Origin of the sequence: Heyndrickxia sp. FSL W8-0496, assembly GCF_038007825.1 — a bacterium.
Lineage (GTDB): Bacteria > Bacillota > Bacilli > Bacillales > Bacillaceae_C > Heyndrickxia > Heyndrickxia oleronia.
Map to the genome: position 1 here is coordinate 4,939,927 of NZ_JBBOXX010000001.1, position 23,722 is coordinate 4,963,648.

Consider the following 23,722-nt stretch of genomic DNA (forward strand, 5'->3'; position numbering starts at 1 on the left):
TTGAAGTGCCTTTTTCTAAAAATTGATCATCGATCATTCATGATTAGATTTTCAATGAGTTTTGTTAATTCATTATAGGTTTCTCTATAAACTTCAATACTTCCCCCGAAAGGATCCATTACATCCATATCCTCTAAGTGACCATTAGCCGCCTCTTTTAATGTAAATACTTTTTCCGAAGCAGATGGGTAGGTATCTAGAATAAATCGTTTATGGTCCATTGTCATTGTTATAATTTTTGTTGCCCATTCAATATCTTCTACACTTAATTTTTTCGAAACATGATTATGTTTTATACTATTTTCATCGAGAACCTGCTGTGTTTGAATTGAAGCATGCTGTCCATCCATAGCAAAAATTCCAGCAGACCTTACCGATATTCCCTTTATCCTTTTATTTTTCAAAATAGCCTCAGCCATTGGACTTCGACATGTGTTTCCCGTACAAATGAATAGAATATTCAAATTGATATATCCCTCCAAAAATCACCATATATGTTAAGTAGACTTCTTTCCCTTATTATAGTCTAAAAGACTCAGATTAAATAGTGGCGTTTTTAAAAATAATGTGAATTAAGAAATAGCATCCTTGATACTTTCCATATAAAAAAGGCAAGCAGATTGTTTTGCTTACCACCATTAAAAATTATACCATTTTAGAAGACTAATAATAATTTGATACCGAATGCCAATAATATACTTCCACCTAGAGCTTCACTGTATGAGCCGATATATCCTTGAAACTTTCTCCCTAATAATAATCCTATCCATGTCAATAACGTTGCAACCACTCCAAAACAAATCACAACAGCTGCTGACCTGGCACCAAATATACCTAGGGATAGGCCCACTGAAAAGCTATCTAAACTAACACTTAATGCAAAAACCATTAAACCCCACCCAAATGGTTTTATAACAATGCGCTCTTCCTTTTTTAGGCTAGAAAGTATCATTTGTATTCCTAAAATAATTAATAAAATACCACCAATATACTGTGCGATCATTCCGAACTTATCAGATATAAAATGTCCAGCAATAATCCCAAGAAGAGGCATCCAAACATGAAAAAATCCAATCGTTAATCCTATATAAAAAATTTGTTTATAGCGTAGTTGAAACATCCCCATGCCAATACCAATTGAAAAGGCATCCATACCTAATGCAAACGCCATTAGCATTAATGTAAATAATTCTGCGATGATTGCTTCCATTCCATTTCCTCCTTTGGACGTGCCTACAGACAACATATGCATGTCCTTAGAGGATTAGAATGTATTTTTAACTGGTCTTCTCTAGAAAATCATTATTGATGAATCCACCGATGTCCTGCGGCCTTTTCCAAACGATTCATGATCGCCAGGCCAATCCCATCAAGTGGGAAGGTCTCAGCAAAAATAATATCAACATCAAGGTTATTAAAGGCTCTTAACGTATCATATAATGAATGTGCAACAGAATGTAAATCGCCTCTTTTTCCACAGGAAATGACGGCATCCGCAACATACTCTTTTTGTGTTTCCTCTGTCGCTATGACACCTACTTTCATGCCATCATTTTGCTTATTTCGAACTAATTCCTGGAGAAAATTAGTTGTACCATCAACTAAATAAACAGGTGCATCAGGAGCATAATGAGTATATTTCATCCCAGGTGATTTGGGGCGAATGATATTTTTATTTTCAAGACCTGGATCGAGTGCAATTTCACCAATTACCTGTTCTATTTCTTCCTTTGAAATACCCCCTGGGCGAAGAATCATCGGTATTTCCTGTGTACAATCGATAACAGTTGATTCTACACCTACACCGGTATCTCCCCCATTAACAATACCTGCTATTCTACCATCTAAATCCTCTAGTACATGCTCAGCAATGGTTGGACTTGGTCTTCCGGAACGATTTGCGCTCGGCGCAGCAATTGGTAACTTAGATTGATGGATAATTTGAAGAGCAATCGGATGATCTGGCATGCGTATCCCTACTGTTTCCATTCCAGCAGTTACTTTCTCTGAAAGAACATTCGGTTTACGATTAAAAATAATAGTTAATGGACCAGGCCAAAACGTATTCATAAGAATTTTTGCCTTTTCAGGTATAAACGTTACAATTTCCTCTAATTGACTAAGCTCTGCTATGTGGACAATTAGTGGATTATCACTCGGTCTTCCCTTCGCTTCAAATATTTTCTCTACCGCATTGTCTGATAACGCGTTTGCCCCAAGACCATAAACAGTCTCTGTAGGGAATGCAACAACTTCATTTTGTTTTAATAAATTTGCTGCTTTTTCTAATTGTGGATTACTTGGAGAAATATCCACATTTTTATCCACAAACCACTGAATAGTTTTCATAGCATATCACCTCTTCTTCTATGTTGAAAATTAATCCTCAAAAATGAACAATGTCGAGTTTTATCTTATTTTGTCAGTTATCGATTCATTTCTCCTTTGAAAGTATATTAAAAAGAAGTAATGAAAACAAGTATTATCCACAATATGTGGATAATTCCATAAATAAAGTGGATAACTTTTTAGAAAAATGTGAATAACGATTTTAATAATTAAATATCCACAAAAAACAAAAAAGAAGTCTTGCGACTCCTGCTAGAATACCTTCTCAAATAATTCTACTATAAAAAACTTAACCTTTACATCATCTTCATCCTCATTATCTTTTACATATAAAGGTTCCATTGAAGAATTCCTGCCTTTCTTTTTACTTATTTCCTTAGACTTATCCTCATTATTGTTATTCTTACTATCATCCTTCTGAATATCCACATTTTCTACATTCTTTTGTTGATTATTCTCTTTCATTTGTGTTTCAGCATTTTCTTTATTACGCTCCGTTGATTCCTTTTTTTCTTCATTACTACTATCAAATCCCGGACTTACTGCTACACCATTAGAAAAATCTAGGAAGCATAATGGAGGGTACAGAACACACCACCAGTTGGCTCCATCGCCTTTACCAAGTGTAATTAGTACTGCCTCATATTTACCTGCTGGATATAAAAATTGTCCATATAACTTAGTAGGAAATTGAACTTGACCAAACTCCACTTTGACGGATTGTTTACTGTTTTCTTCCTTTACAACACGTTCTGCTATCATTTGAATATCAGCTAAATGAGATTGGATGACTTCTCTTGCATCCTCAATAGACGTCAGACTTTCCACCCATCTTGTGATTTCTTTATTTACTTCATCACGTACTTTTCGCTTTATCGCTTGATCCTTTTGCGTATCACTATTGGCTAAAATCCGCAGACGAACCGCCTCTTGTGGTATAACAATGGTTTCATCCGCAACACTTTCTTGCTTTGGTATATATAAACTTAAAATTGTTCCAATTGATAACATCATAATATAAATCCATGCTAAATTTTTTTTATTCATTTTCTCCACCATCCCTTACTAAGATATTGTGGACAAAATGTTGAAATCTTAAACTAGTAAACTTAAATTTTTTTATAGAAGTAATTCTCATAAGACCGATTTACTTTTAATGTACTTTTCGCATTCGTTATTAACACCTATATTTATTGGTAATTTAGAAATGAGCCTATAAAAAAAGACTACCTAAAAAAGTAAAGCCAGGTAGCCCATGAATTATTTTATATTTCACAAAAAACCATACGATCCTTTCCATTTATGTCATTTACTATTTCAATGACACTTTGTGGAAAAGACTTTCTAAGGATTTCAGCGACTTGTTCCCCTTGACCCATTCCAATTTCAAATCCAATTAATGCCTTCTCCCTAATAACTTCAGGAATCTGTTCCATTAATCTTCTATAATAATCGAGCCCGTCAAATCCTCCGAATAGTGCCTGATGTGGTTCGTGATCCTTCACCACATCAGATAATACTTCAATATCTCTGTTCGGAATATAGGGAGGATTGGATAATATAATATCTACTTTTTCCTTTGCCTTAATAATAGGGATTAATAAATCACCTTGTATAAAAGAAATATCCGCTTTATACTGGGCTGCATTTTTTTTCGCTATTTCCAACGCACTTCCAGATATGTCTATGGCTGAAGTAAAAAGATATGGGCATTCAAGTTTCATTGTAATAGCAATAATTCCACTACCAGTACCTATATCGACCATTTTCAAATCCTTTTGGTCTGGAAACATTCGCTTAGTTCTAGTAATGGCTTCAACAATTAATTCCTCTGTCTCTGGACGAGGGATAAGTACATCCTGATTAACGATAAACTCCCTGCCATAGAACTCTTCATAGCCCATTATATGCTGAATAGGAACCCCACTTGCATGCATTCTAACAGCTCCATAAAAATCATCCTGTACTTGCTTTGGAAGAACCAATTGTTGGTTTGCAAATAACTGAGATCTACTCATCTGTAGATAATGTCTCAGCAGTATTTCACCTGCATTCGAGTCCCGTTGATGTTCCACTAAAAAAGAAGAAGCCCATTGCAGAGCTTCAAACACTTTTTGGCCTTGAACCATTAGTCATTCACACTTTCAAGTTTATGGGATTGATCTTCCAAAATAAGCGCATCTATAATATCATCCATTTTTCCTTGAAGAATTTGATCCAATTTTTGAATAGTTAATCCGATACGGTGATCAGTGACACGATTTTGCGGGAAATTATACGTACGAATACGTTCTGAGCGATCACCAGTCCCTACAGCAGACTTACGATTGGCATCATATTCTGCTTGTGCTTCTTGTTGAAATTTATCATAGACACGTGCACGTAATACTTTCATTGCCTTTTCCTTATTCTTTATTTGTGATTTCTCATCTTGGCAAGAAACTACGGTTCCAGTCGGAATATGTGTTAAACGAACTGCTGACATGGTCGTGTTGACACTTTGTCCACCTGGTCCACTACTCGCAAACGTATCTACACGAATATCCTTTTCATGTATTTCCACTTCAACCTCTTCAGCTTCGGGTAGAACCGCTACCGTCGCAGTAGACGTATGAATACGACCACCTGATTCTGTCTCTGGTACACGTTGAACACGATGAGCTCCATTTTCAAATTTTAGTTTTGAAAATGCTCCCTTCCCATTAATCATGAAAATAATTTCTTTATAGCCGCCTACACCGGTTGTACTAGCCTCAATCACTTCAGTTTTCCAACCTTGAGCCTCTGCATAACGACTATACATTCGATAAAGATCACCTGCAAAAAGAGCTGCCTCATCTCCACCTGCTGCTCCGCGAATCTCCATAATAACGTTCTTATCATCATTAGGATCTTTTGGTAAAAGTAATATTTTTAAACGCTCTTCAAAGCCTTCAATTTGTTCTTCTAATTCATGTATTTCTTCTTTAACCATTTCACGCATTTCATTATCAAGCTTTTCTTCTAACATTGCTTTTGCATCTTTAAATTGCTGTTGAACTTCTTTATATTCACGATACACCATTACTGTTTCCTGAATATCAGACTGTTCCTTCGAATATTCTCTTAATTTTTTTGTATCGTTAATAATTTCAGGATCGCTTAAAAGTTCATTGAGCTTCTCATAACGATCTTCTACAATTTGTAATCGATCAAACATGGCATTTCACCTCTATTATCATAAGCTTACGCTTAAAAAATTATAAATGATTCTATCTAAAGTCTTAATGGATCTCAATATCAATTATGTCCGTAACAGTACTATTATAGTATACTCGACTACCCTCGTAAATAGGGAAAGCCCTTTGTTCGCTCTTTCAAACTAACCTTCTGTAAATAAAGTTCATACATCTTTCCATCTATGACAAGAATCGTTGAGCATTCGATTTTTTCATTTCCCTAATGATTTCTGCTCATTAAGGATTCTATAATCTTCAAATCCATATAAAAAGACTGTCTGAATAAGTGTGTCTCAGACAGCCCATTTTTTATTGTTCATCAATCTTTACATTAATATCATATTTCGGTAAAGCTTGAATGAGCTTCTGATGAAGCTTTGATTCCTCTTTCATGCGTTCATGATGGGTTAAACGTTTATTCGTATGAACATTCACCCACATATTATTTCCATTAATCCAAACAGAAGAAGGTACATACCCTTTTTGGCTTCTTACGACATCCTTCGCCTTATCCACTTCAGAACCTACTGTAGGTTGAGGGTCACCCTTTTTTAAATCAATCATATTTGGATTTTCATTCGTTTGACTAGTAGAAATCTCTCTATACTTATTATCCTTAGTCCCATTATTTGTAAGTGCATCATCGTTTAACTGATTGCTCCCACAACCTGATAATAGACCTAATAAGAATAGAAAGCTAATTGTCAATTTCCACATAAACATGCACCTCCATACGAATAGCTTTTCCTGATGAAGAATGTTTATGTAGAACTACAACTTAAAAAGGCTCTTTTCTCAAACATTGTTATTATTCAAGTATTGTTTTACTACAAAAATAGGTTGGAGGTCGACATCCTGCATTCCTCTGAGAAAAGAGCTGCAAACTTTAAAAGAATGCTGAACCCTTTATTAGGTGTAAAAGCCGGAAGTTAGGCTTTTACAAATACAAAAATATTTTCCATGAAATATCAAGGCTCTTTTCTCAAACATTGTTGTTATTCAAGTATTGTTTTACTACAAAATAGGTTGGAGGTCGACATCCTGCATTCCTCTGAGAAAAGAGCTGCAAATTTTAAAAGAATGCTGAACCCTTTGTTAGGTGTAAAAGCAGGAAGTTGGGCTTTTACAAATGCAAAAATATTTTCCATGAAATATCAAGGCTCTTTTCTCAAACATTGTTGATTTTAGTTAATGTTTTACTACAAAAATAGGTTGGAGGTCGACATCCTGCATTCCTCTGAGAAAAGAGCTGCAAACTTTAAAAGAATGCTAAACCCTTTATTAGGTGTAAAAGCCGGAAGTTGGGCTTTTACAAATGCAAAAATATTTTACATGAAATATCAAGGCTCTTTTCTCAAACATTGTTGATTTTAGTTAATGTTTTACTACAAAAATAGGTTGGAGGTCGACATCCTGCATTCCTCTGAGAAAAGAGCTGCAAACTTTAAAAGAATGCTGAACCCTTTATTAGGTGTAAAAGCCGGAAGTTGGGCCTTTACAAATGCAAAAATATTTTTCATGAAATATCAAGGCTCTTTTCTCAAACATTGTTGATTTTAGTTAATGTTTTACTTTAAAAATAGGTTGGAGGTCGACATTCTCCTTCATTCCTACATAAAGTATCCTTAATCAACTGTATTGTAATGCTTCTTCCTTCTGATTTATTAATTCTTCTTTAATTATTTGGATGGTTTGATCAATATTTTCCTTCGTATGCGCAGATGACATAAAAAACCTAATTCTTGCTTGGCTTTCCTTAACTGCTGGATAAACAATAGGCATTGCATTCACACCTCTTTGATAAAGCTTTTCAGCAAACATAAGAGCCTTATCAGTATTTCCGATAATCATTGGAATGATAGGTGTATCATAACTATCTCCAGTATTTACATTCAATGACTTTAACTTTGAAAGGAAGTAAGTTGAATTCTTCTTTAGCCTTTCAAATAAATGCTCTTCTCTCTCACATATTTCTAATGATGCATACGCAGCTGCAGCATTGGCAGGAGTTATACCAACACTAAAAATAAATCCCGGAGAATTGTATCTTAAATAATGAATGAATCTTTTACTACCCGCGATATATCCCCCACAGCTGTTAAGTGATTTACTTAATGTACCCATTAATACATCTACCTCTTTTGGATCAATATTGTAATAACTTGTCACACCACGACCATTTTCACCAATTGTACCAATTGAGTGTGCTTCGTCTACCATTAAGAGTGCGTTATATTTGTTTTTTAATTTGATCAACTCAGGTAGTTTGCAAATATCTCCATCCATACTATAAACACCTTCTACAACAATTAGAACACGTCGGTATTTGTATCTTAATTTTTTCAGCTTACTTTCAAGACTTTCCATATCATTATGTTTAAATGGCCTTCTTTTGGCCTTCGATAGAATAGCTCCTTGAATAATACTATTATGTGCTAATGCATCATATAGAATTAAATCCTCTCCATTTACAAGATTTCCAATCGTATTTACATTTGTACTATGGCCACCTACTTGTACAATTGCATCTTCTGTTCCAATAAAAGATGCAATCTTTTTTTCTAATTTGGAGTGAAGCTCAATTTCTCCGCTTAATAATCTACTTCCAGATACGCTTGTTCCATATTGTTGTATAGCTTTATATACTTGCTTATTTATTTCCTCACGACCATTCATTCCTAAATAATTATAAGTTGAGTAATTAATCATTTCTTTCCCATCAATGATTATCGTATTCGATGCAATTCCATCATTCACTCTAAAGTACGGTACAGTTCCTTTTTCCATAAAATACTCAGAAAAGCTCGTAACCTCAGGAAAACAATCAATACTAGAGGACATATCAAGTTCATTTTTTGGATTCACAGCAAATTCCTCCTCATCAAATATTTAACAATTCCACTTTATAGAACTTCCTTGTTCTAAATAAGATAAAAATCAGAATCATACTACACTAAGTGATTTTTCCTCCGAAAAGGACTATGGGGAAATAAGGAGTCTTGTTGTATGTCCATTTTATTGGACGAAAGCGAAGATATTATAAATTTTCGAAATCAATAAACTTGTCGAAATTTATTTTATTATATAGAAGTATGTATAGAAAAACAATGATTTTTAGTTCTTTTTCACTATTTATGGAAAAATAGTGAAAAATTTTAGATATTATCTAAAATTTGTAACCTTACTGGAATCAAATGGGGTTTAAAACGTAGATTCGAAAGTTAATCTTTTAAATTAGACATCAAAAAAAGCCTCTAAAAAGAGACTTATTCTACGCTAGTAACAATTTGTTTTAGAGGTATACTAATTCCCTCTGGGACTTCATGATGATGACGACAGCGAGCTTCATAAGCTTCCGAAGCACCCACAAGGATGATTGGATCATCCGCACAAGCTGGTTTACCATTAATTAACCGTTGAGTTCTACTTGCAGGGGATCCACAAACTGTACATACTGCCTGGAGTTTTGTTACTAATTCTGCAATAGCCATAAGTTTTGGCATCGGCCCGAAAGGAACCCCTCTGAAATCTTGATCAAGTCCTGCCAAAATAACCCGATGTCCATTATTCGCCAATTCTTGAACAACCTCAACAATTTCTTCATCAAAAAACTGTGCCTCATCTATGGCAATGATATCAATATTTCTATGTATGTTTTCAAAGATATCACGTGCTTTTTCTATCGGAAGGGCAATAACCGAGGTACCGTTATGAGAAACAACTGATTCTTTGCTGTAGCGGTCATCCAACTTAGGTTTAAATACAGCAATTTCCTGTTTAGCAAACTGTGCACGACGTACACGTCTGATCAGTTCTTCAGACTTTCCTGAAAACATACTGCCACAAATTACTTCTATCCAACCTGAGTGTTCCATTACATACATTGATTGAGCATCCTCCCTCCGATTTTAAAATTTACAGAAATAAAAAACAGGCAAGCTTTCTTGCCTGTTTTTTATCATTATTGTTGTTTAAAACCGTATTTTTTATTGAATCGGTCAACACGTCCATCAGCAGAAGCGAATTTTTGGCGACCAGTATAGAATGGATGACATTCTGAGCATACCTCAACACGAATCTCTTCTTTTACTGAACCACTCTCGAATTCGTTACCGCAAGCGCATTTAACCATTGCTTTTTTGTATCCTGGATGAATACCTGCTTTCATTCTTTTCATCTCCTTTGCCCTGAGTCATTTCGAAACAGAGTTATATATTTCTATGGGTTCAAAGAAAGTTATAATAATAACGATCTTTAGAAAATCTTGATTTCTGATTTTCTCCATTAGAATTTACAAACACATGGGTATATTATAACAAGCTATTTTTTGAAATGCAATATTACAGTTTAATATTTACTATCCACTTTTTCCCTTATATTAAACCGTTCTTCTTCCAGTTGTACTGCTTTTCATTTCAGCAGTTAAAACCTCAAAAAATTCCTCATTCGTTTTCGTTTTCTTTAATTTGCGTAAAAATCTTTCTACAAAATCAGGTGTATCAGACATTGACTTTCTTATTGCCCATAGTTTGTCTAAATGCTCCTTCGGAATAAGTAATTCTTCTTTACGCGTTCCTGATCGACGAATATCGATAGCAGGGAAGATTCGTTTTTCTGATAGTGAACGGTCAAGATGGAGTTCCATATTACCGGTTCCTTTAAATTCTTCATAAATAACATCGTCCATCCGTGAGCCAGTTTCAACAAGTGCAGTCGCCAATATAGTTAAGCTACCACCTTCTTCAATATTTCTAGCTGCACCAAAGAAACGCTTAGGACGGTGGAATGCAGCTGGATCAATACCACCTGAAAGAGTTCGTCCACTTGGGGGAATGACTAAGTTGTATGCACGGGCTAGACGAGTAATGCTATCCATCAGAATAACAACATCACGCTTATGCTCAACTAAACGCATGGCTCTTTCCAGTACTAATTCTGCTACTTTAATATGATTTTCTGGTACCTCATCAAAAGTTGAACTTACAACCTCTGCATTAACTGAGCGCTCGATATCGGTTACCTCTTCAGGACGCTCGTCAATTAATAGAACAATTAGCTCGGCATCAGGGTTATTCGTTGTTATGGAATTAGCTATCTCCTTTAAAAGCATCGTTTTTCCTGCTTTAGGAGGAGCGACAATTAAACCACGTTGACCAAAACCAACAGGGGCAATTAGATCCATAATCCTTGTGGATAATTTATTGGGAGCTGTTTCTAATTTTATTTGTCTGTCTGGATATAATGGTGTTAGTGCAGGGAAATGCACACGTTCCTTTGCAGATTCTGGATTATCCCCATTTACTGCTTCAACATGAAGTAATCCATAATAGCGTTCATTTTCCTTAGGAGGACGAACTTTACCTGAAACCTTATCACCATTTCTTAAATCAAAACGTCGAATTTGGGAAGCTGAAATATAAATATCCTCTGAACTTGGGGAATAATTTATTGGTCTTAAGAAACCAAAACCTTCCGATTGGATGATTTCAAGAACACCTTCCATGAAGAAATAGCCTTCTTGTTCAGCACGTGCTTTTAAAATCGCAAAAATAAGTTCTTTTTTTGTTAATTTACTATAGTATGAAACTTTATACTCTCGTGCTAAAGCATAGAGCTCCTTAAGCGTCATATTATCAAGACTTGAAATTGATAAACCTTCCATATCTACACCACACTTTGTTTTTTTCAATGCTAAATTATTATTATTATTAAAATTGTTTTTTTCATTTCTAATCAGATCTTCATGAAAGTACTATCGTGTTCTGAGGAAAGAATTTCTTTAAAGAAAGTGGTATTTAATCTTTCTTTAAAAAAGATCATTGAAAGAGGTATATCTCTGTCGATAAGAGTACTTTTAGCACCAAAATAGTATTAAGGGCGCCGAAGAAAAGAATATTTAAAATATTGAAGATTCAGAAGCCTCGGAAGAACTTTAAAAATAAAGAAAGCAAAAACAATATCTATTTTAACCATATTTTCGAGAAAGAATCAATAAGAAGGAAGGAAATAAATTTGTACAGGCAATTGACCTGTACAAATTTATTGAGTTGATAGGAAATTATTCATATCTTTTTATCATCTATTTAAAACACTATTCTCATAGATCTTCAAAAAATCTTATTTGATTACTAAATTTGGTTTCTTTTTTAGGCTATGTCGTCCATCAATAAACCGAACAGTTCCCGATTTAGCTCGCATAACCACCGAGTGAGTAGAACCGTAGGAGCCTTTAAATTGAACCCCTTTTAAAAGTTCTCCATCTGTAACACCTGTTGCCGAGAAGATTGCATCATCACCACGGACTAAGTCTTCCATTAATAAAATTTTATTCGTATCCAATCCCATTTTAATACAGCGTTCAAGTTCGGCATCATTTTGTGGTAACAATCTTCCCTGTAACTCTCCACCAAGACATTTCAAGGCAACCGCAGCAATCACACCTTCTGGTGCACCGCCAGATCCGAATAGAATATCAACACCTGTATGATCAAAAGCCGTATTTATTGCTCCTGCTACATCCCCATCGTTGATAAGCTTAATTCTTGCTCCTGCTTCACGAAGTTGCGCAATAATATGCTCATGTCTTGGTCTATTTAAAACTGTTGCTACAACATCCTCTACATCTTTGTTTTTTGCTTTCGCTACAGCTTTTAAATTATCTAGAACAGAAGCATTAATATCGATTTGGCCAACAGCTTCTGGACCAACAGCAATTTTATCCATATACATATCGGGAGCATGTAATAAATTTCCATGATCTGCAACCGCTAACACAGCTAATGCGTTCCAACCCCCAGATGCAACAATATTTGTTCCTTCAAGAGGATCCACAGCTACGTCGACACGTGGTCCATATCCTGTACCAAGTTTTTCACCGATATATAACATTGGAGCCTCGTCCATCTCTCCCTCTCCAATGACTACTGTACCTTTCATTGGAATGGTATCAAATACATCACGCATTGCTGAAGTAGCTGCATCATCTGCTTCTGGCTTTTTCCCTCTTCCCATTAATCGAGCAGAAGCAAGAGCAGCAGCCTCCGTTACACGGACCAATTCCATCGATAAACTTCTTTCCATCTTTCTTCCCCCTATGTGATCAACATATATTGTTGACTAATCCATAAATGGTATAACACATTTCTTTTATATTGTAGCACAATTAACGAAAATTGTGTTTACTATTTATCGATTTCACATTTAGGTTGATTTCTCACAGGCTCTTTTGCTGTTCCAATTCTTCTTCAGTCATTTTTTCACGCCAAATAGTGGCCCCTAAACCTTCTAGTTTTTCAACTAAATTACTATATCCCCGGTCAATATGTTCTAAACCAGTTACTTCAGTAATTCCTTCTGCCATTAAACCGGCAATTACAAGGGCAGCACCAGCCCGTAGGTCACTTGCTTTTACCTTTGCTCCTTGTAGAGTAGTAGCTCCATTAATGATTGCGGAACGACCTTCAACCTTGATGTTCGCATTCATTCTTCTTAATTCATCAATATGCTTAAATCGTGCAGAATAAATCGTATCTGTTACTACAGAAGTTCCTTCTGCCTTAGTAAGAAGTGAAGTAAAAGGTTGTTGCAAATCAGTTGGAAAACCAGGATATACCAAGGTTTTTATATCAACTGCTTTCAAATGTTCGCCTTTGCCAATGAAGATTTGCTCATCGCCGACCTCTATTGGTACGCCCATTTCACGAAGCTTTGCAGTCAATGATTCTAAGTGATGCGGGATTACATTATCAATTAATACACCATCACCAGCAGCTGCACCTAGTAACATAAATGTCCCTGCTTCAATACGATCGGGAATAATTGTATGGCGACAACCATTTAATGATTCTACACCTTCGATTCGTATGACATCGGTTCCGGCTCCCTTTATTTTTGCTCCCATATTTGTAAGTAAGGTCGCTACATCAATAATTTCTGGTTCCTTTGCAGCGTTTTCAATGACAGTTTTCCCTTTTGCTTTGACTGCAGCCAACATTATATTAATGGTCGCACCTACACTAACAACATCCAGATAAATTCTTGCACCATGCAATTCATCTGCTCGTAAGTATATTGCACCTTGCTCATTTGTCACCTTTGCACCTAAAGCCTCAAATCCTTTAATGTGCTGATCAATAGGTCTTGGACCTAAATGACAACCACCAGGCAATCCGATCACAGCTTTTTTAAATCTTCCAAGCATAGCTCCCATTAAATAATAGGATGCACGAAGTTTTTTGACCTTTCCATTTGGTAGTGGCATCGAAACCATTTGTGTTGGATCTACTACCATTTCACCGTCTTCAAATGTAACCGCCCCGCCGATTTCTTCCAATAAAGTTTTCAAAATTCCAACATCTGAAATATTGGGTAAACCTTCTATCGTCACAGGGGTTTCTGCTAGGATCGTGGCAGGTATTAAAGCAACCGCACTGTTTTTAGCGCCACTTACTTTAATTGTTCCTTTTAATGAATATCCCCCTGCAATCTTTAGTTTTTCCATTTTATACTCCCTTCCGTAGATCTGGGTTTTGACCAAAAACAGCTTTATACAATCAACCAGATGAATGGGCTGTATATAGAAATTATGCTTTTCTACATACTCATATCCTCTACGATACCACTTTCATCATTGAGGTTAAATAGAGAATGATGTCAATATCATTAAGTTTTACCATATGCCTTCCTAATTCATACCTTTTTACCATTCTGTAAATTGTTTTCTCTTATTTTTGCAGATGTGAATCCCAATCTTGCAAAAATTGTTCAATTCCTTTGTCCGTTAGTGGATGTTTAAATAATTGCATGATTACTTTAAAAGGAACCGTTGCAATATGTGCACCCGCTAATGCAGCATCCGTGATATGTTGGGGGTGCCTAATAGATGCAGCAATAATTTCTGTATTAATTTGATGAGTTTCAAAAATTTCTGCTATCGTAGATACAAGCTCAATTCCATTATGACCGATATCATCTAGTCTTCCTAAGAATGGAGATACATATGATGCTCCAGCACGGGCAGCCATCAATGCTTGATTTGCACTAAAAATTAACGTTACATTGGTTTTTATTCCCTCTTTCGAGAAAATATGTACAGCTTTTAAGCCTTCTGGGGTCATTGGAACCTTTATCGTAATATTTGGGGCAATTTTAGCAAGTTCGCGTCCTTCTTTAACCATACCTTCTGTATCTAAGGCAATTACCTCAGCGCTAACAGAACCTGTAACGAAACTAGTGATTTCCTTTAAGCGTTCAGGAAAAGAAACATTCTCTTTTGCTACTAGTGACGGATTAGTTGTTACACCTGCTATAATACCAAGTTCAAATGCTTGTTTAATTTCTTCCAAATTTGCCGTATCAATAAAAAATTTCATTTTACTCACCTCTGCATAAATAATTTATATATATACACCGAAACCGCCTAGGATAAGGCGGTTTCACAAGTTGTATGTCTAAGTTGTTTAAAAATTATAGTAGTAATTATATTAAGCTTTATTAGAAGAACCAAATTCGCGTATTTTACCAATTACAGTTTCTTTTATGGCATCACGAGCAGGTCCTAAATATTTTCTAGGATCATACATTTCTGCGTCTGCAGCAAGTACTTCACGCACTTTTTTTGCTGATGCAATTTGGTTTTCTGTATTTACATTAATTTTAGCTGTTCCTAAAGAAATCGCCTTTTGAATATCTTTTGTTGGGATACCTGTTCCTCCATGTAAAACTAAAGGAAGACCTGTAGCTTTACCTATCTCTTCCATTTCCTTGAAACCAAGATTTGGTTCACCTTTGTAAGGACCATGAACAGAACCCAATGCTGGAGCAAGTGTATCAATACCTGTACGCTTCACTAGTTCTTGACATTCATTCGGATCTGCATAAATGACACCATTTGCAACCACATCGTCTTCTTGTCCACCAACTGTTCCAAGTTCTGCTTCTACAGAAACATCTTTAGCATGTGCATATTCAACTACTTTAGATGTAATCGCCACATTTTCTTCAAATGGATGGTGTGAAGCATCAATCATCACTGAAGTAAATCCAGCATCAATAGCTTCTTTACATTTATCATAGCTTGAACCGTGATCCAAATGAATAGCGACTGGTACTGTAATCTTATAGTCTTCCATTAAACCTTCTACCATTTTTACTACTGTCTTAAAACCACCAATATAGCGACCAGCACCTTCAGAAACCCCAAGGATAACTGGTGACTTTTCTTCTTCTGCGGCAAGAAGAATCGCTTGTGTAAATTCTAAATTATTAATATTGAATTGACCAACAGCATAATGGCCTTCTTTAGCTTTATTGAGCATTTCAGTCATAGAGACTAATGGCATGATACAATTTCCTCCTTTAATTACAGTCAAATTGTCCGTATTTCAAGTACAAAAGTTAGGACGTATTCTACAATCCTTTCCCTTATAGATTAAACAAACAATTTAACATCATACAGGTTAAAATAACATTTTCATCATATCAAATTCGCTTTTCTTTTACCAATGAACATAATCGGATAAAAATAATAAAATTTTTTAAAAAATTTTACCTTCTACCCTTTTACTGGTAAATGCTCTCTCACAGCTTTTCTAATGTCGTCTATATCGAAGGGCTTAGCAAAATGTGTAAGTGCACCCAAATCTTTCGCCTCTTGGATCATGTCCAATTCTCCATACGCAGTCATAATAATCACTCGAATATCTGGATCAATACTTTTCATTCTTTTTAAAATTTCGATACCATCCATTCCTGGTATTTTCATATCTAACAAGACGAGATCTGGAGAATGCTTCTTTGTGATTTCCAATGCTTGAACGCCATTTGCTGCCTGGAATGTATGATATCCTTCCTTTTGTAGTACTTCATTTAAAAGGATTCGAATTCCAAATTGATCATCAACAATTAATATTTTTTCTTCCATCTTTTTTCCCCCCAAAGTATATGTCTTGTGCTTTTTTCTAACTTTCTTATATTATGTAAAATATGTATTAGGATAAAATGAATGTTACTGATCTTATTATAGACTACTATATATAAAGTTTTTAATTCCACCTTGAAATATATTCTATTTTTCCATACTATTTTCCTGCCATATCGTTTTATTAAGCAGAATATTGAATCAATCTACCTAAATTTTGAAGGAGTGCAAACTAATGAAAATGTTTTTAACCCAAACAAACGGTTTATTTTCTAGAATTTACGAACAAGAACAATTCTCCATTGAAGATTGTGCAAGATTATTGGCACAAGCTGCTGTCGGGGAAGGAAACATATATATTAAAGGTTTTAATGAGATGGAGTCAGTGACCATTGAAGCATTATATGGTGCAGAACCATTTTTAAATGCCCAACTCTTAACAGACATAAACGAAGTTACTGATGCGGATCGAGTATTATTAATCACAAGATTTTCCAATGATAAAGAAGCAATAAATCTTGCCGAAAAATTAGTAGCATCCCATATCCCTTTTGCTGCAATTTCAGGAAAATTGAAGAGTGAAACCAATGATCTGCAAAATTTAGCAGATGTACATATCCATACATCTCTACTCAAACCGATGCTGCCTACAGAAACTGGTGATAGAGTCTGTTTCCCTTCTTCAATGACTGCTCTATTTATTTACCATTGTATAAAGCTTGCCTTTGATGACATCATGGAGGAATACTAGAAACACATTCACGCTGTTTTCATATAGTTTATTGCTTTTGTAAACGCCCATTCACAGCTTATAGCGCAAAATAAAATAAACCCCTTAGCGAATTTTATTGCTAGGGGGTTTATTTATTAAAGAAAATAATGTATAACAACCAGTCACTGTGTCATTATTTTATTTATTATTTAAAGCTGATTCAATAAATCCACGGAATAGTGGTTGTGGACGAGTAGGTCTTGATGTGAATTCTGGATGGAATTGTGCAGCAACAAACCAAGGATGATCCTCAATTTCAATCACTTCGACAAGTCTTCCGTCTGGGCTTGTACCAGAGAAAACAAATCCAGCTGCTTCCATTTGTTCGCGATACTCATTATTAAATTCATAACGATGACGATGGCGTTCTTCAATCATGTCATTTTGATATACATCAAATGCTTTTGATCCCTTTTCAATTTTACATGGGTATAAACCTAAGCGTAATGTACCACCTAAATCTTCAATTTCCTTTTGCTCAGGAAGAAGATCGATAATTGGATACGGAGTATTCGGATCTAATTCAGAAGAATGTGCTCCTTTAAGTCCAAGAACATTTCGAGCATATTCAACAGATGCCAACTGCATACCTAGACAAATTCCAAGGAAAGGTACCTTGTTTTCTCGAGCATATTGAATAGCAAGAATTTTACCTTCAACACCACGATCTCCAAATCCACCAGGCACTAAAATACCGTCTGCATCCATTAGAAGATCTTTCACATTTTCCTCTGTAACATTCTCAGCATTGATCCAATTAATATCAATATCTGAATCATATGCATAGCCTGCATGTTTTAGTGCTTCGACAACAGAAAGATAGGCATCAGGTAATTCAACATACTTCCCTACTAAAGCGATCTTTGTGACTTTAGATAAGTTTCGTACCTTTTCAACTAAGCCCATCCATTCTGTCATATCAGGTTCATGACATTGAAGTTTTAAATGATCACAAACAATTTGATCAAGATTTTGATCTCTTAAGGATAATGGAATGGAATATAATGTATCTGCATCTCTTGATTCAATAACTGACTTTTCATCAATGTCACAGAACAGTGCAATTTTATCCTTCATATCTTGAGATATTGGCATTTCTGTACGAACCACAATAATATTTGGTTGAATTCCTAGGCTTCGTAATTCTTTTACGCTATGTTGAGTTGGTTTAGTTTTCATTTCGCCAGCAACTTTAATGTATGGTACAAGTGTACAATGGATGTACATAACATTGTCACGACCAACATCACTTTTAATTTGGCGAATGGCTTCTAGAAACGGTAAAGACTCGATATCTCCGACAGTTCCACCTATTTCCGTAATGACTACGTCAGAATCAGTCACTTCACCTGCTCGGAATACTCTACTTTTAATTTCATTTGTAATATGTGGGATAACTTGAACGGTACCACCAAGATACTCGCCACGTCTCTCTTTTCTAAGAACTTCCGAATACACTTTACCTGTTGTCACACTACTGTATTTTGTTACGTTAATATCAATAAAACGTTCATAGTGTCCTAAATCTAAATCCGTTTCAGCACCATCATCTGTTACAAAAACCTCACCATGTTGATATGGACTCATTGTTCCAGGATCCACATTGATATAAGGATCGAACTTTTGTGTAGTTACTTTTAATCCTCGGTTTTTCAATAATCTCCCTAAGGATGCTGCGATAATTCCTTTTCCAAGTGAAGATACAACTCCACCAGTTACAAAAATGTATTTTGTCACAATTTTTTCCCCCTTCAACATACAGTTATTGTTACACAATATAGATTCAGTTAGTCTGAAAAACGATTGGGATTTTCGTATATAAAAATAAAAAAGCTCCCCCTCAAATAACAAAGGGGAGCATCGTATACTTATTCGTTCCTTTTTAAAGGAGCCCAAATAAAATACTACCTGCCTAACGAAAAGAAGTCAAGCGGATTATTTATCCTCTTCTTCCTCTTCCACATCTAGTTCTTCATCATCATCTTCGTCTAGATCATACTCATCTTCACCAATTAAATCATCCTCTTCAAAGACTTCATCATCATCTTCTTCATCATCAAGATCCTCGAAATCGTCTTCATCAATTTCATCTTCATCTTCATCAAGGAGATCATCTTCATCTTCAAAGTCATCAAGGTCATCATAATCAAGATCGTCATCTTCTAATAGATCGTCTTCGTCTTCATCAACGACTTTTTTCGCCTTTTTCTTCTTGGACTTAGTTGGTGCAGTTACTTCCTCATCAATTTGATCATAAGGATACCACGTACGTAGCCCCCATCTATTTTCACCAAGACTAATAAATCGGCCATCAATATTTAGATCTGTGTAAAATTGCACCATTCTTGCTTTTATTTCTTCTGTAGATAGATCTAGAAGCTTTGCTAATTCATCTACTAAATCAGAAAATGAGATTGCTTGTTTACTTTCTTCTAGATATTGATGCGCTAACTCGATAAGAGACATCTCACGTAAATCTTCTTTTGATAATTGCTGTAAACTCAAATTTCGCACTTCCTTTCACTATTTCACACTCCTAAATTTTTGGAGTGAAAAGGGCAGAAATCAATAAATAATAGCAAAATACATATTTATCATTATAAACAAATCTAAAACATTTATGCTAGCTTTAATATCCCTTTTTCAACGTTTTTTAATTACAAATAAAATTAATTCATTCATTAGAACGTTTTAAATAGCGAAACCCTAAATAGAAAAGAATGAATGACAAAAGCAATAAAGGGATAGCACCTAACTGTTTTGTATACAATACATATCCAATTATCACAAAAAGGATAAAACCTATATATTTCAACAAGGCTTTAAATGACATGTTTACACATCCTATTTAGGCACTCTCATACTAAAGAATGAACCTCTTATTTGATTCTACCTTTATTTTGCCCTACCATTCAATAAATTCAAGTCTAAATAAATTTTTCCCTCAAATTCCCAACAAGAATGAATCGTCAATGTCACTTCTCTTCTAAGTCAAAACAATCCTAATACAGTTTTCAAAGCTTTCTTCGTAAACCAAAGAAACTGGCTTTTATCGCCAGCATTAATTTCTTTGGTTTTACCTATTTTCTTTATTTGAATATATAATGTTGTTGGTCCCTAAAACAACAACTTACATATTTCTACGATATTGCCCTCCTACTTCATATAGGGCTTTTGTAATCTGGCCAAGACTTGCCACTTTAACTGTTTCCATTAATTCAGCAAATATATTTCCACCACTTACAGCTGTTTCTTTCAATCTCAGCAATGCTTGCTCAATATTATCTGAATTTCTTTCCTTAAATTGGTTTAAATGTTGGATTTGCGATTCCTTCTCTTCCTTTGTTGCACGGGCTAGTTCAATGCTATTCATTTCCTCTTCTGAAGGTGGGTTTGGATTTAAATACGTATTCACACCAATAATAGGTAATTCTCCACTATGCTTTTTCATTTCATAAAACATGGACTCCTCTTGGATTTTTCCACGTTGATATTGCGTTTCCATTGCACCTAGTACCCCACCGCGATCATTTAAGCGATCAAATTCAGCAAGGACTGCCTCCTCAACCAAATCGGTTAATTCTTCAATGATAAATGATCCTTGTAACGGATTTTCATTTTTCGTTAATCCATGTTCCTTCGTAATAATCATTTGAATAGCCATTGCTCTTCTTACTGATTCCTCAGTCGGCGTTGTTATCGCTTCATCATATGCATTCGTATGAAGGGAGTTACAATTATCATGTAGAGCCATTAATGCTTGTAATGTGGTTCGTATATCATTAAAATCAATTTCCTGCGCATGCAGCGAACGCCCAGAAGTTTGAATATGATATTTTAACTTTTGACTTCTTTCATTCGCTCCATATTTATCCCTCATGACTGTAGCCCAAATTCGACGTGCCACACGACCAATAACACTATATTCCGGATCTAAACCATTAGAAAAGAAAAAGGATAGATTAGGTGCGAAAGCGTTAATATCCATTCCACGACTTAAATAGTATTCAACATATGTGAAGCCATTTGCTAATGTAAAGGCTAATTGGGATATTGGGTTAGCACCTGCTTCTGCTATATGGTAGCCAGATATGGATACTGAGTAATAATTTCGTACTTTATGATCAATAAAATATTGTTGTATATCTCCCATCATTCGTAATGCGAATTCCGTTGAGAAGATGCATGTATTCTGACCTTGATCCTCTTTCAAAATATCTGCTTGAACCGTTCCTCTTACCACTTGTAAGGTCTGTTCTTTCACCTGTGTAAATTCTTCTACAGATAGCACTCTACCAAGCTCTTTTTCCTTTAACTGCACTTGTTGATCGATGGCAGTATTCATATACATAGCTAAAATAATAGGTGCAGGACCATTGATAGTCATTGAAACAGATGTTGATGGGTGACATAAATCAAAACCTGCATATAATTTTTTCATATCATCCAAGGTACAAATACTTACACCAGATTCTCCAACCTTTCCATAAATATCAGGGCGATAATCTGGATCCTCACCATAAAGAGTGACAGAATCAAAGGCTGTACTTAGCCGCTTGGCAGGATCATTTTCAGACAAATAATGGAAGCGGCGATTTGTTCTTTCAGGTGTTCCTTCACCAGCAAATTGACGTTTCGGATCCTCACCTTCTCGTTTAAAAGGGAAAACCCCAGCTGTATAAGGAAATGAACCAGGAACATTTTCTTTATAAACCCAACGAAGAATTTCTCCATAATCCTCGTATTTCGGTAGAGCAACCTTTGGTATATCTAATCCTGACAAACTCTTAGTTGTTAATTCCGTAATAATTTCTTTGTCCCGAATTTTTGTTACAAATTGCTTGGAAGTATATTTTTCCTTAGTCTGTTCCCAAGTTTGGATGATACGTTTTGATTCGTTAGTAAGGTTTTCATAGATCTCATCTTTAATAGTTTGTAGCGAATTTAGTACCTCTTCATTTGCTTTTTTATCGGTTACTGCCTGAATTGCACCTTCTAATTGGAAAAGCCTTCTTGCTAATTGAACCTGTTTTTCAGCATTTTTATGATAATTTCTGACTGTTTCTGATATTTCACGTAAATAATAGCGACGACTATTTGGAATAATGACATTTTGCTTTTCTACTTTAGCATTTTTTGAAAAAGAAACCTCCCAATCGGTTCCCATCTTCTCATTAATTTTTTCAATCAATGCAGCAAACAACGCATTCGTACCTGGGTCATTAAATTGACTTGCAATTGTACCATAAACGGGCATATTCCCAAGTTCTTGATCAAATAATAGATGACTGCGTTGATATTGCTTTTGTACTTGACTCTTTGCATCTTCTGAGCCCTTCCGTTCAAACTTGTTAATCACAATAAGATCAGCGTAATCAATCATGTCAATTTTCTCTAGCTGAGATGGAGCCCCGAACTCACTAGTCATGACATACATCGCAATATCACTAATCTCTGCAATTTCTGCATCCCCTTGACCAATACCACTCGTTTCAACGATGATTAAATCATACCCTGCAGCCTTTACTACATTAATTGCATCACGGATTGCTAAGCTTAGCTCTGATCTCGATCCCCTTGTTGCTAAGCTTCGCATATACACACGTGAATCAAAGATGGCATTCATCCGAATTCGATCCCCTAAAAGTGCTCCACCAGTTTTTTGCTTTGTAGGGTCAATAGATAATATAGCAACCTTCTTTTCGGGTATTTCATTCAAAAATCGACGAATTAACTCATCAGTTAAAGAACTTTTCCCTGCTCCCCCTGTACCAGTAATACCAATGACCGGTGCATTTGAGTTCAACGTTTTGATCTCTTGAAAAGCCATTTCAGCCGCCGATGCGACTTCATCTTTTATCCCTACTTGATTCTCTGCAAGTGTAATCATCTTAGCTATGGATCGAATATTTCCTTCTTTTAGTTTGGTCACCTCATCATTAATATTCCCTTCAATTGTTGGATGATCACATTCTTTTAACATAATATTAATCATTCCTTGGAGACCAAACTTTCGGCCATCATCAGGAGAAAAAATCCAGGCGATCCCATAATCATGGAGCTCCTTTATTTCTCTCGGGATAATAACACCGCCGCCACCGCCATAAATACGTATATGGGAAGCACCTTTTTCCTGAAGAAGATCGTACATATATTTAAAATATTCAACATGTCCACCTTGATAGGATGATATCGCAATCCCTTGTACATCCTCCTGTATGGCCGCATTGACTACCTCTTCAACCGAACGATTATGGCCAAGATGTATCACCTCAGCACCACTTGATTGTATAATCCTTCTCATAATATTAATCGACGCATCATGTCCATCAAATAAGCTAGATGCAGTAACAAAGCGCACAGAGTGTTTAGGCTTATAAATTTCGACCGTACTCAATTTCTCTCCCCCTGTTCTTCATTGTTTGTTTTGTCTTTCCATTTTAGATGTTAGCTCTCTCATATGAG

The 23,722-nt window shown here is 35.5% G+C and carries 20 protein-coding genes; 1 reads left to right on the forward strand and 19 read right to left on the reverse strand.

The features are described 5' to 3' along the window. Positions 1-26 precede the first annotated feature (26 nt). The 16 genes from NST63_RS25085 to NST63_RS25160 all read right to left on the reverse strand — a co-directional run bounded on the left by NST63_RS25085 (position 27) and on the right by NST63_RS25160 (position 16,488). Positions 27-464: a low molecular weight protein arginine phosphatase gene (locus NST63_RS25085; RefSeq protein ID WP_341044011.1), complete on the reverse strand. Its 438-nt coding sequence runs from the start codon at positions 462-464 to the stop codon at positions 27-29. Positions 465-655: 191 nt separating this feature from the next. Further along, a complete protein-coding gene (locus tag NST63_RS25090; RefSeq protein WP_341044012.1) occupies positions 656-1,210 on the reverse strand; it encodes a manganese efflux pump MntP in 555 nt (184 codons plus the stop codon). A 92-nt stretch (positions 1,211-1,302) separates the two neighbouring features. Further along, positions 1,303-2,349 carry an L-threonylcarbamoyladenylate synthase gene (locus NST63_RS25095; protein ID WP_212945090.1) on the reverse strand — a complete coding sequence of 349 codons (1,047 nt, stop codon included), beginning with the start codon at positions 2,347-2,349 and terminating at the stop codon, positions 1,303-1,305. 252 nt (positions 2,350-2,601) lie between these two features. Then, complete coding sequence (gene spoIIR / locus NST63_RS25100; RefSeq protein WP_341044014.1) at positions 2,602-3,396, reverse strand: stage II sporulation protein R; 795 nt, start codon at positions 3,394-3,396, stop codon at positions 2,602-2,604. A gap of 218 nt (positions 3,397-3,614) precedes the next feature. After that, positions 3,615-4,478 (reverse strand): peptide chain release factor N(5)-glutamine methyltransferase, encoded by an 864-nt coding sequence (gene prmC, locus NST63_RS25105; RefSeq protein ID WP_341044015.1) that lies wholly within the window; start codon positions 4,476-4,478, stop codon positions 3,615-3,617. After that, positions 4,478-5,548 carry a peptide chain release factor 1 gene (gene prfA / locus NST63_RS25110; RefSeq protein WP_071977528.1) on the reverse strand — a complete coding sequence of 357 codons (1,071 nt, stop codon included), beginning with the start codon at positions 5,546-5,548 and terminating at the stop codon, positions 4,478-4,480. Before prfA ends, prmC begins: the two co-directional genes overlap by 1 nt. Before the next feature lie 328 nt (positions 5,549-5,876). Next, the gene (locus tag NST63_RS25115) at positions 5,877-6,284 is read right to left on the reverse strand and encodes a hypothetical protein (protein WP_341044016.1); all 408 of its coding nucleotides are present in this window, start codon (positions 6,282-6,284) and stop codon (positions 5,877-5,879) included. A gap of 912 nt (positions 6,285-7,196) precedes the next feature. Further along, positions 7,197-8,432, reverse strand: coding sequence for an aminotransferase class I/II-fold pyridoxal phosphate-dependent enzyme (locus tag NST63_RS25120; RefSeq protein ID WP_341044017.1), 1,236 nt, complete (start codon positions 8,430-8,432; stop codon positions 7,197-7,199). Positions 8,433-8,833: 401 nt separating this feature from the next. Continuing rightward, positions 8,834-9,451: a thymidine kinase gene (locus NST63_RS25125; protein ID WP_058005254.1), complete on the reverse strand. Its 618-nt coding sequence runs from the start codon at positions 9,449-9,451 to the stop codon at positions 8,834-8,836. A gap of 77 nt (positions 9,452-9,528) precedes the next feature. Next, positions 9,529-9,735, reverse strand: coding sequence for a 50S ribosomal protein L31 (gene rpmE / locus NST63_RS25130; RefSeq protein ID WP_058005253.1), 207 nt, complete (start codon positions 9,733-9,735; stop codon positions 9,529-9,531). Between the two features lie 210 nt (positions 9,736-9,945). After that, positions 9,946-11,229, reverse strand: a complete 1,284-nt coding sequence (rho, locus tag NST63_RS25135) for a transcription termination factor Rho (RefSeq protein WP_212945153.1) — start codon at positions 11,227-11,229, stop codon at positions 9,946-9,948. Between the two features lie 455 nt (positions 11,230-11,684). Further along, positions 11,685-12,647, reverse strand: a complete 963-nt coding sequence (glpX, locus tag NST63_RS25140) for a class II fructose-bisphosphatase (protein ID WP_078109478.1) — start codon at positions 12,645-12,647, stop codon at positions 11,685-11,687. Between the two features lie 133 nt (positions 12,648-12,780). After that, entirely contained in the window at positions 12,781-14,067 is a 1,287-nt protein-coding gene (locus NST63_RS25145) for a UDP-N-acetylglucosamine 1-carboxyvinyltransferase (RefSeq protein WP_341044018.1), read from the reverse strand. Between the two features lie 223 nt (positions 14,068-14,290). Continuing rightward, the gene (gene fsa, locus NST63_RS25150) at positions 14,291-14,938 is read right to left on the reverse strand and encodes a fructose-6-phosphate aldolase (protein ID WP_341044019.1); all 648 of its coding nucleotides are present in this window, start codon (positions 14,936-14,938) and stop codon (positions 14,291-14,293) included. 111 nt (positions 14,939-15,049) lie between these two features. Then, positions 15,050-15,907, reverse strand: coding sequence for a class II fructose-bisphosphate aldolase (locus NST63_RS25155; RefSeq protein WP_058005248.1), 858 nt, complete (start codon positions 15,905-15,907; stop codon positions 15,050-15,052). A 212-nt stretch (positions 15,908-16,119) separates the two neighbouring features. Beyond that, the gene (locus NST63_RS25160; protein WP_058005247.1) at positions 16,120-16,488 is read right to left on the reverse strand and encodes a response regulator; all 369 of its coding nucleotides are present in this window, start codon (positions 16,486-16,488) and stop codon (positions 16,120-16,122) included. A 232-nt stretch (positions 16,489-16,720) separates the two neighbouring features. Here NST63_RS25160 and NST63_RS25165 point away from each other — a divergent pair, with 232 nt between their 5' ends. After that, complete coding sequence (locus tag NST63_RS25165; RefSeq protein WP_212945084.1) at positions 16,721-17,236, forward strand: DUF2529 domain-containing protein; 516 nt, start codon at positions 16,721-16,723, stop codon at positions 17,234-17,236. Between the two features lie 159 nt (positions 17,237-17,395). Here NST63_RS25165 and NST63_RS25170 read toward each other — a convergent pair whose 3' ends face one another. The 3 genes from NST63_RS25170 to icmF all read right to left on the reverse strand — a co-directional run bounded on the left by NST63_RS25170 (position 17,396) and on the right by icmF (position 23,654). Next, a complete protein-coding gene (locus tag NST63_RS25170) occupies positions 17,396-18,994 on the reverse strand; it encodes a CTP synthase (protein ID WP_058006760.1) in 1,599 nt (532 codons plus the stop codon). 198 nt (positions 18,995-19,192) lie between these two features. Then, positions 19,193-19,771, reverse strand: coding sequence for a DNA-directed RNA polymerase subunit delta (gene rpoE / locus NST63_RS25175; protein ID WP_373312668.1), 579 nt, complete (start codon positions 19,769-19,771; stop codon positions 19,193-19,195). Between the two features lie 616 nt (positions 19,772-20,387). Continuing rightward, positions 20,388-23,654: a fused isobutyryl-CoA mutase/GTPase IcmF gene (icmF, locus tag NST63_RS25180; protein WP_341044021.1), complete on the reverse strand. Its 3,267-nt coding sequence runs from the start codon at positions 23,652-23,654 to the stop codon at positions 20,388-20,390. Positions 23,655-23,722 lie beyond the last annotated feature (68 nt).

Coding starts and splice junctions, on each gene's coding strand:
- NST63_RS25115 (WP_341044016.1), bottom strand. CDS start 6,284: ATGTGGAAATTGACAATTAGCTTTCTATTCTTATTAGGTCTATTATCA.
- spoIIR (WP_341044014.1), bottom strand. CDS start 3,396: ATGAATAAAAAAAATTTAGCATGGATTTATATTATGATGTTATCAATT.
- fsa (WP_341044019.1), bottom strand. CDS start 14,938: ATGAAATTTTTTATTGATACGGCAAATTTGGAAGAAATTAAACAAGCA.
- prmC (WP_341044015.1), bottom strand. CDS start 4,478: ATGGTTCAAGGCCAAAAAGTGTTTGAAGCTCTGCAATGGGCTTCTTCT.
- NST63_RS25165 (WP_212945084.1), top strand. CDS start 16,721: ATGAAAATGTTTTTAACCCAAACAAACGGTTTATTTTCTAGAATTTAC.
- NST63_RS25160 (WP_058005247.1), bottom strand. CDS start 16,488: ATGGAAGAAAAAATATTAATTGTTGATGATCAATTTGGAATTCGAATC.
- NST63_RS25125 (WP_058005254.1), bottom strand. CDS start 9,451: ATGTATGTAATGGAACACTCAGGTTGGATAGAAGTAATTTGTGGCAGT.
- glpX (WP_078109478.1), bottom strand. CDS start 12,647: ATGGAAAGAAGTTTATCGATGGAATTGGTCCGTGTAACGGAGGCTGCT.
- NST63_RS25155 (WP_058005248.1), bottom strand. CDS start 15,907: ATGCCATTAGTCTCTATGACTGAAATGCTCAATAAAGCTAAAGAAGGC.
- NST63_RS25145 (WP_341044018.1), bottom strand. CDS start 14,067: ATGGAAAAACTAAAGATTGCAGGGGGATATTCATTAAAAGGAACAATT.
- rpmE (WP_058005253.1), bottom strand. CDS start 9,735: ATGAAAGCAGGTATTCATCCAGGATACAAAAAAGCAATGGTTAAATGC.
- prfA (WP_071977528.1), bottom strand. CDS start 5,548: ATGTTTGATCGATTACAAATTGTAGAAGATCGTTATGAGAAGCTCAAT.
- NST63_RS25095 (WP_212945090.1), bottom strand. CDS start 2,349: ATGAAAACTATTCAGTGGTTTGTGGATAAAAATGTGGATATTTCTCCA.
- rho (WP_212945153.1), bottom strand. CDS start 11,229: ATGGAAGGTTTATCAATTTCAAGTCTTGATAATATGACGCTTAAGGAG.
- NST63_RS25090 (WP_341044012.1), bottom strand. CDS start 1,210: ATGGAAGCAATCATCGCAGAATTATTTACATTAATGCTAATGGCGTTT.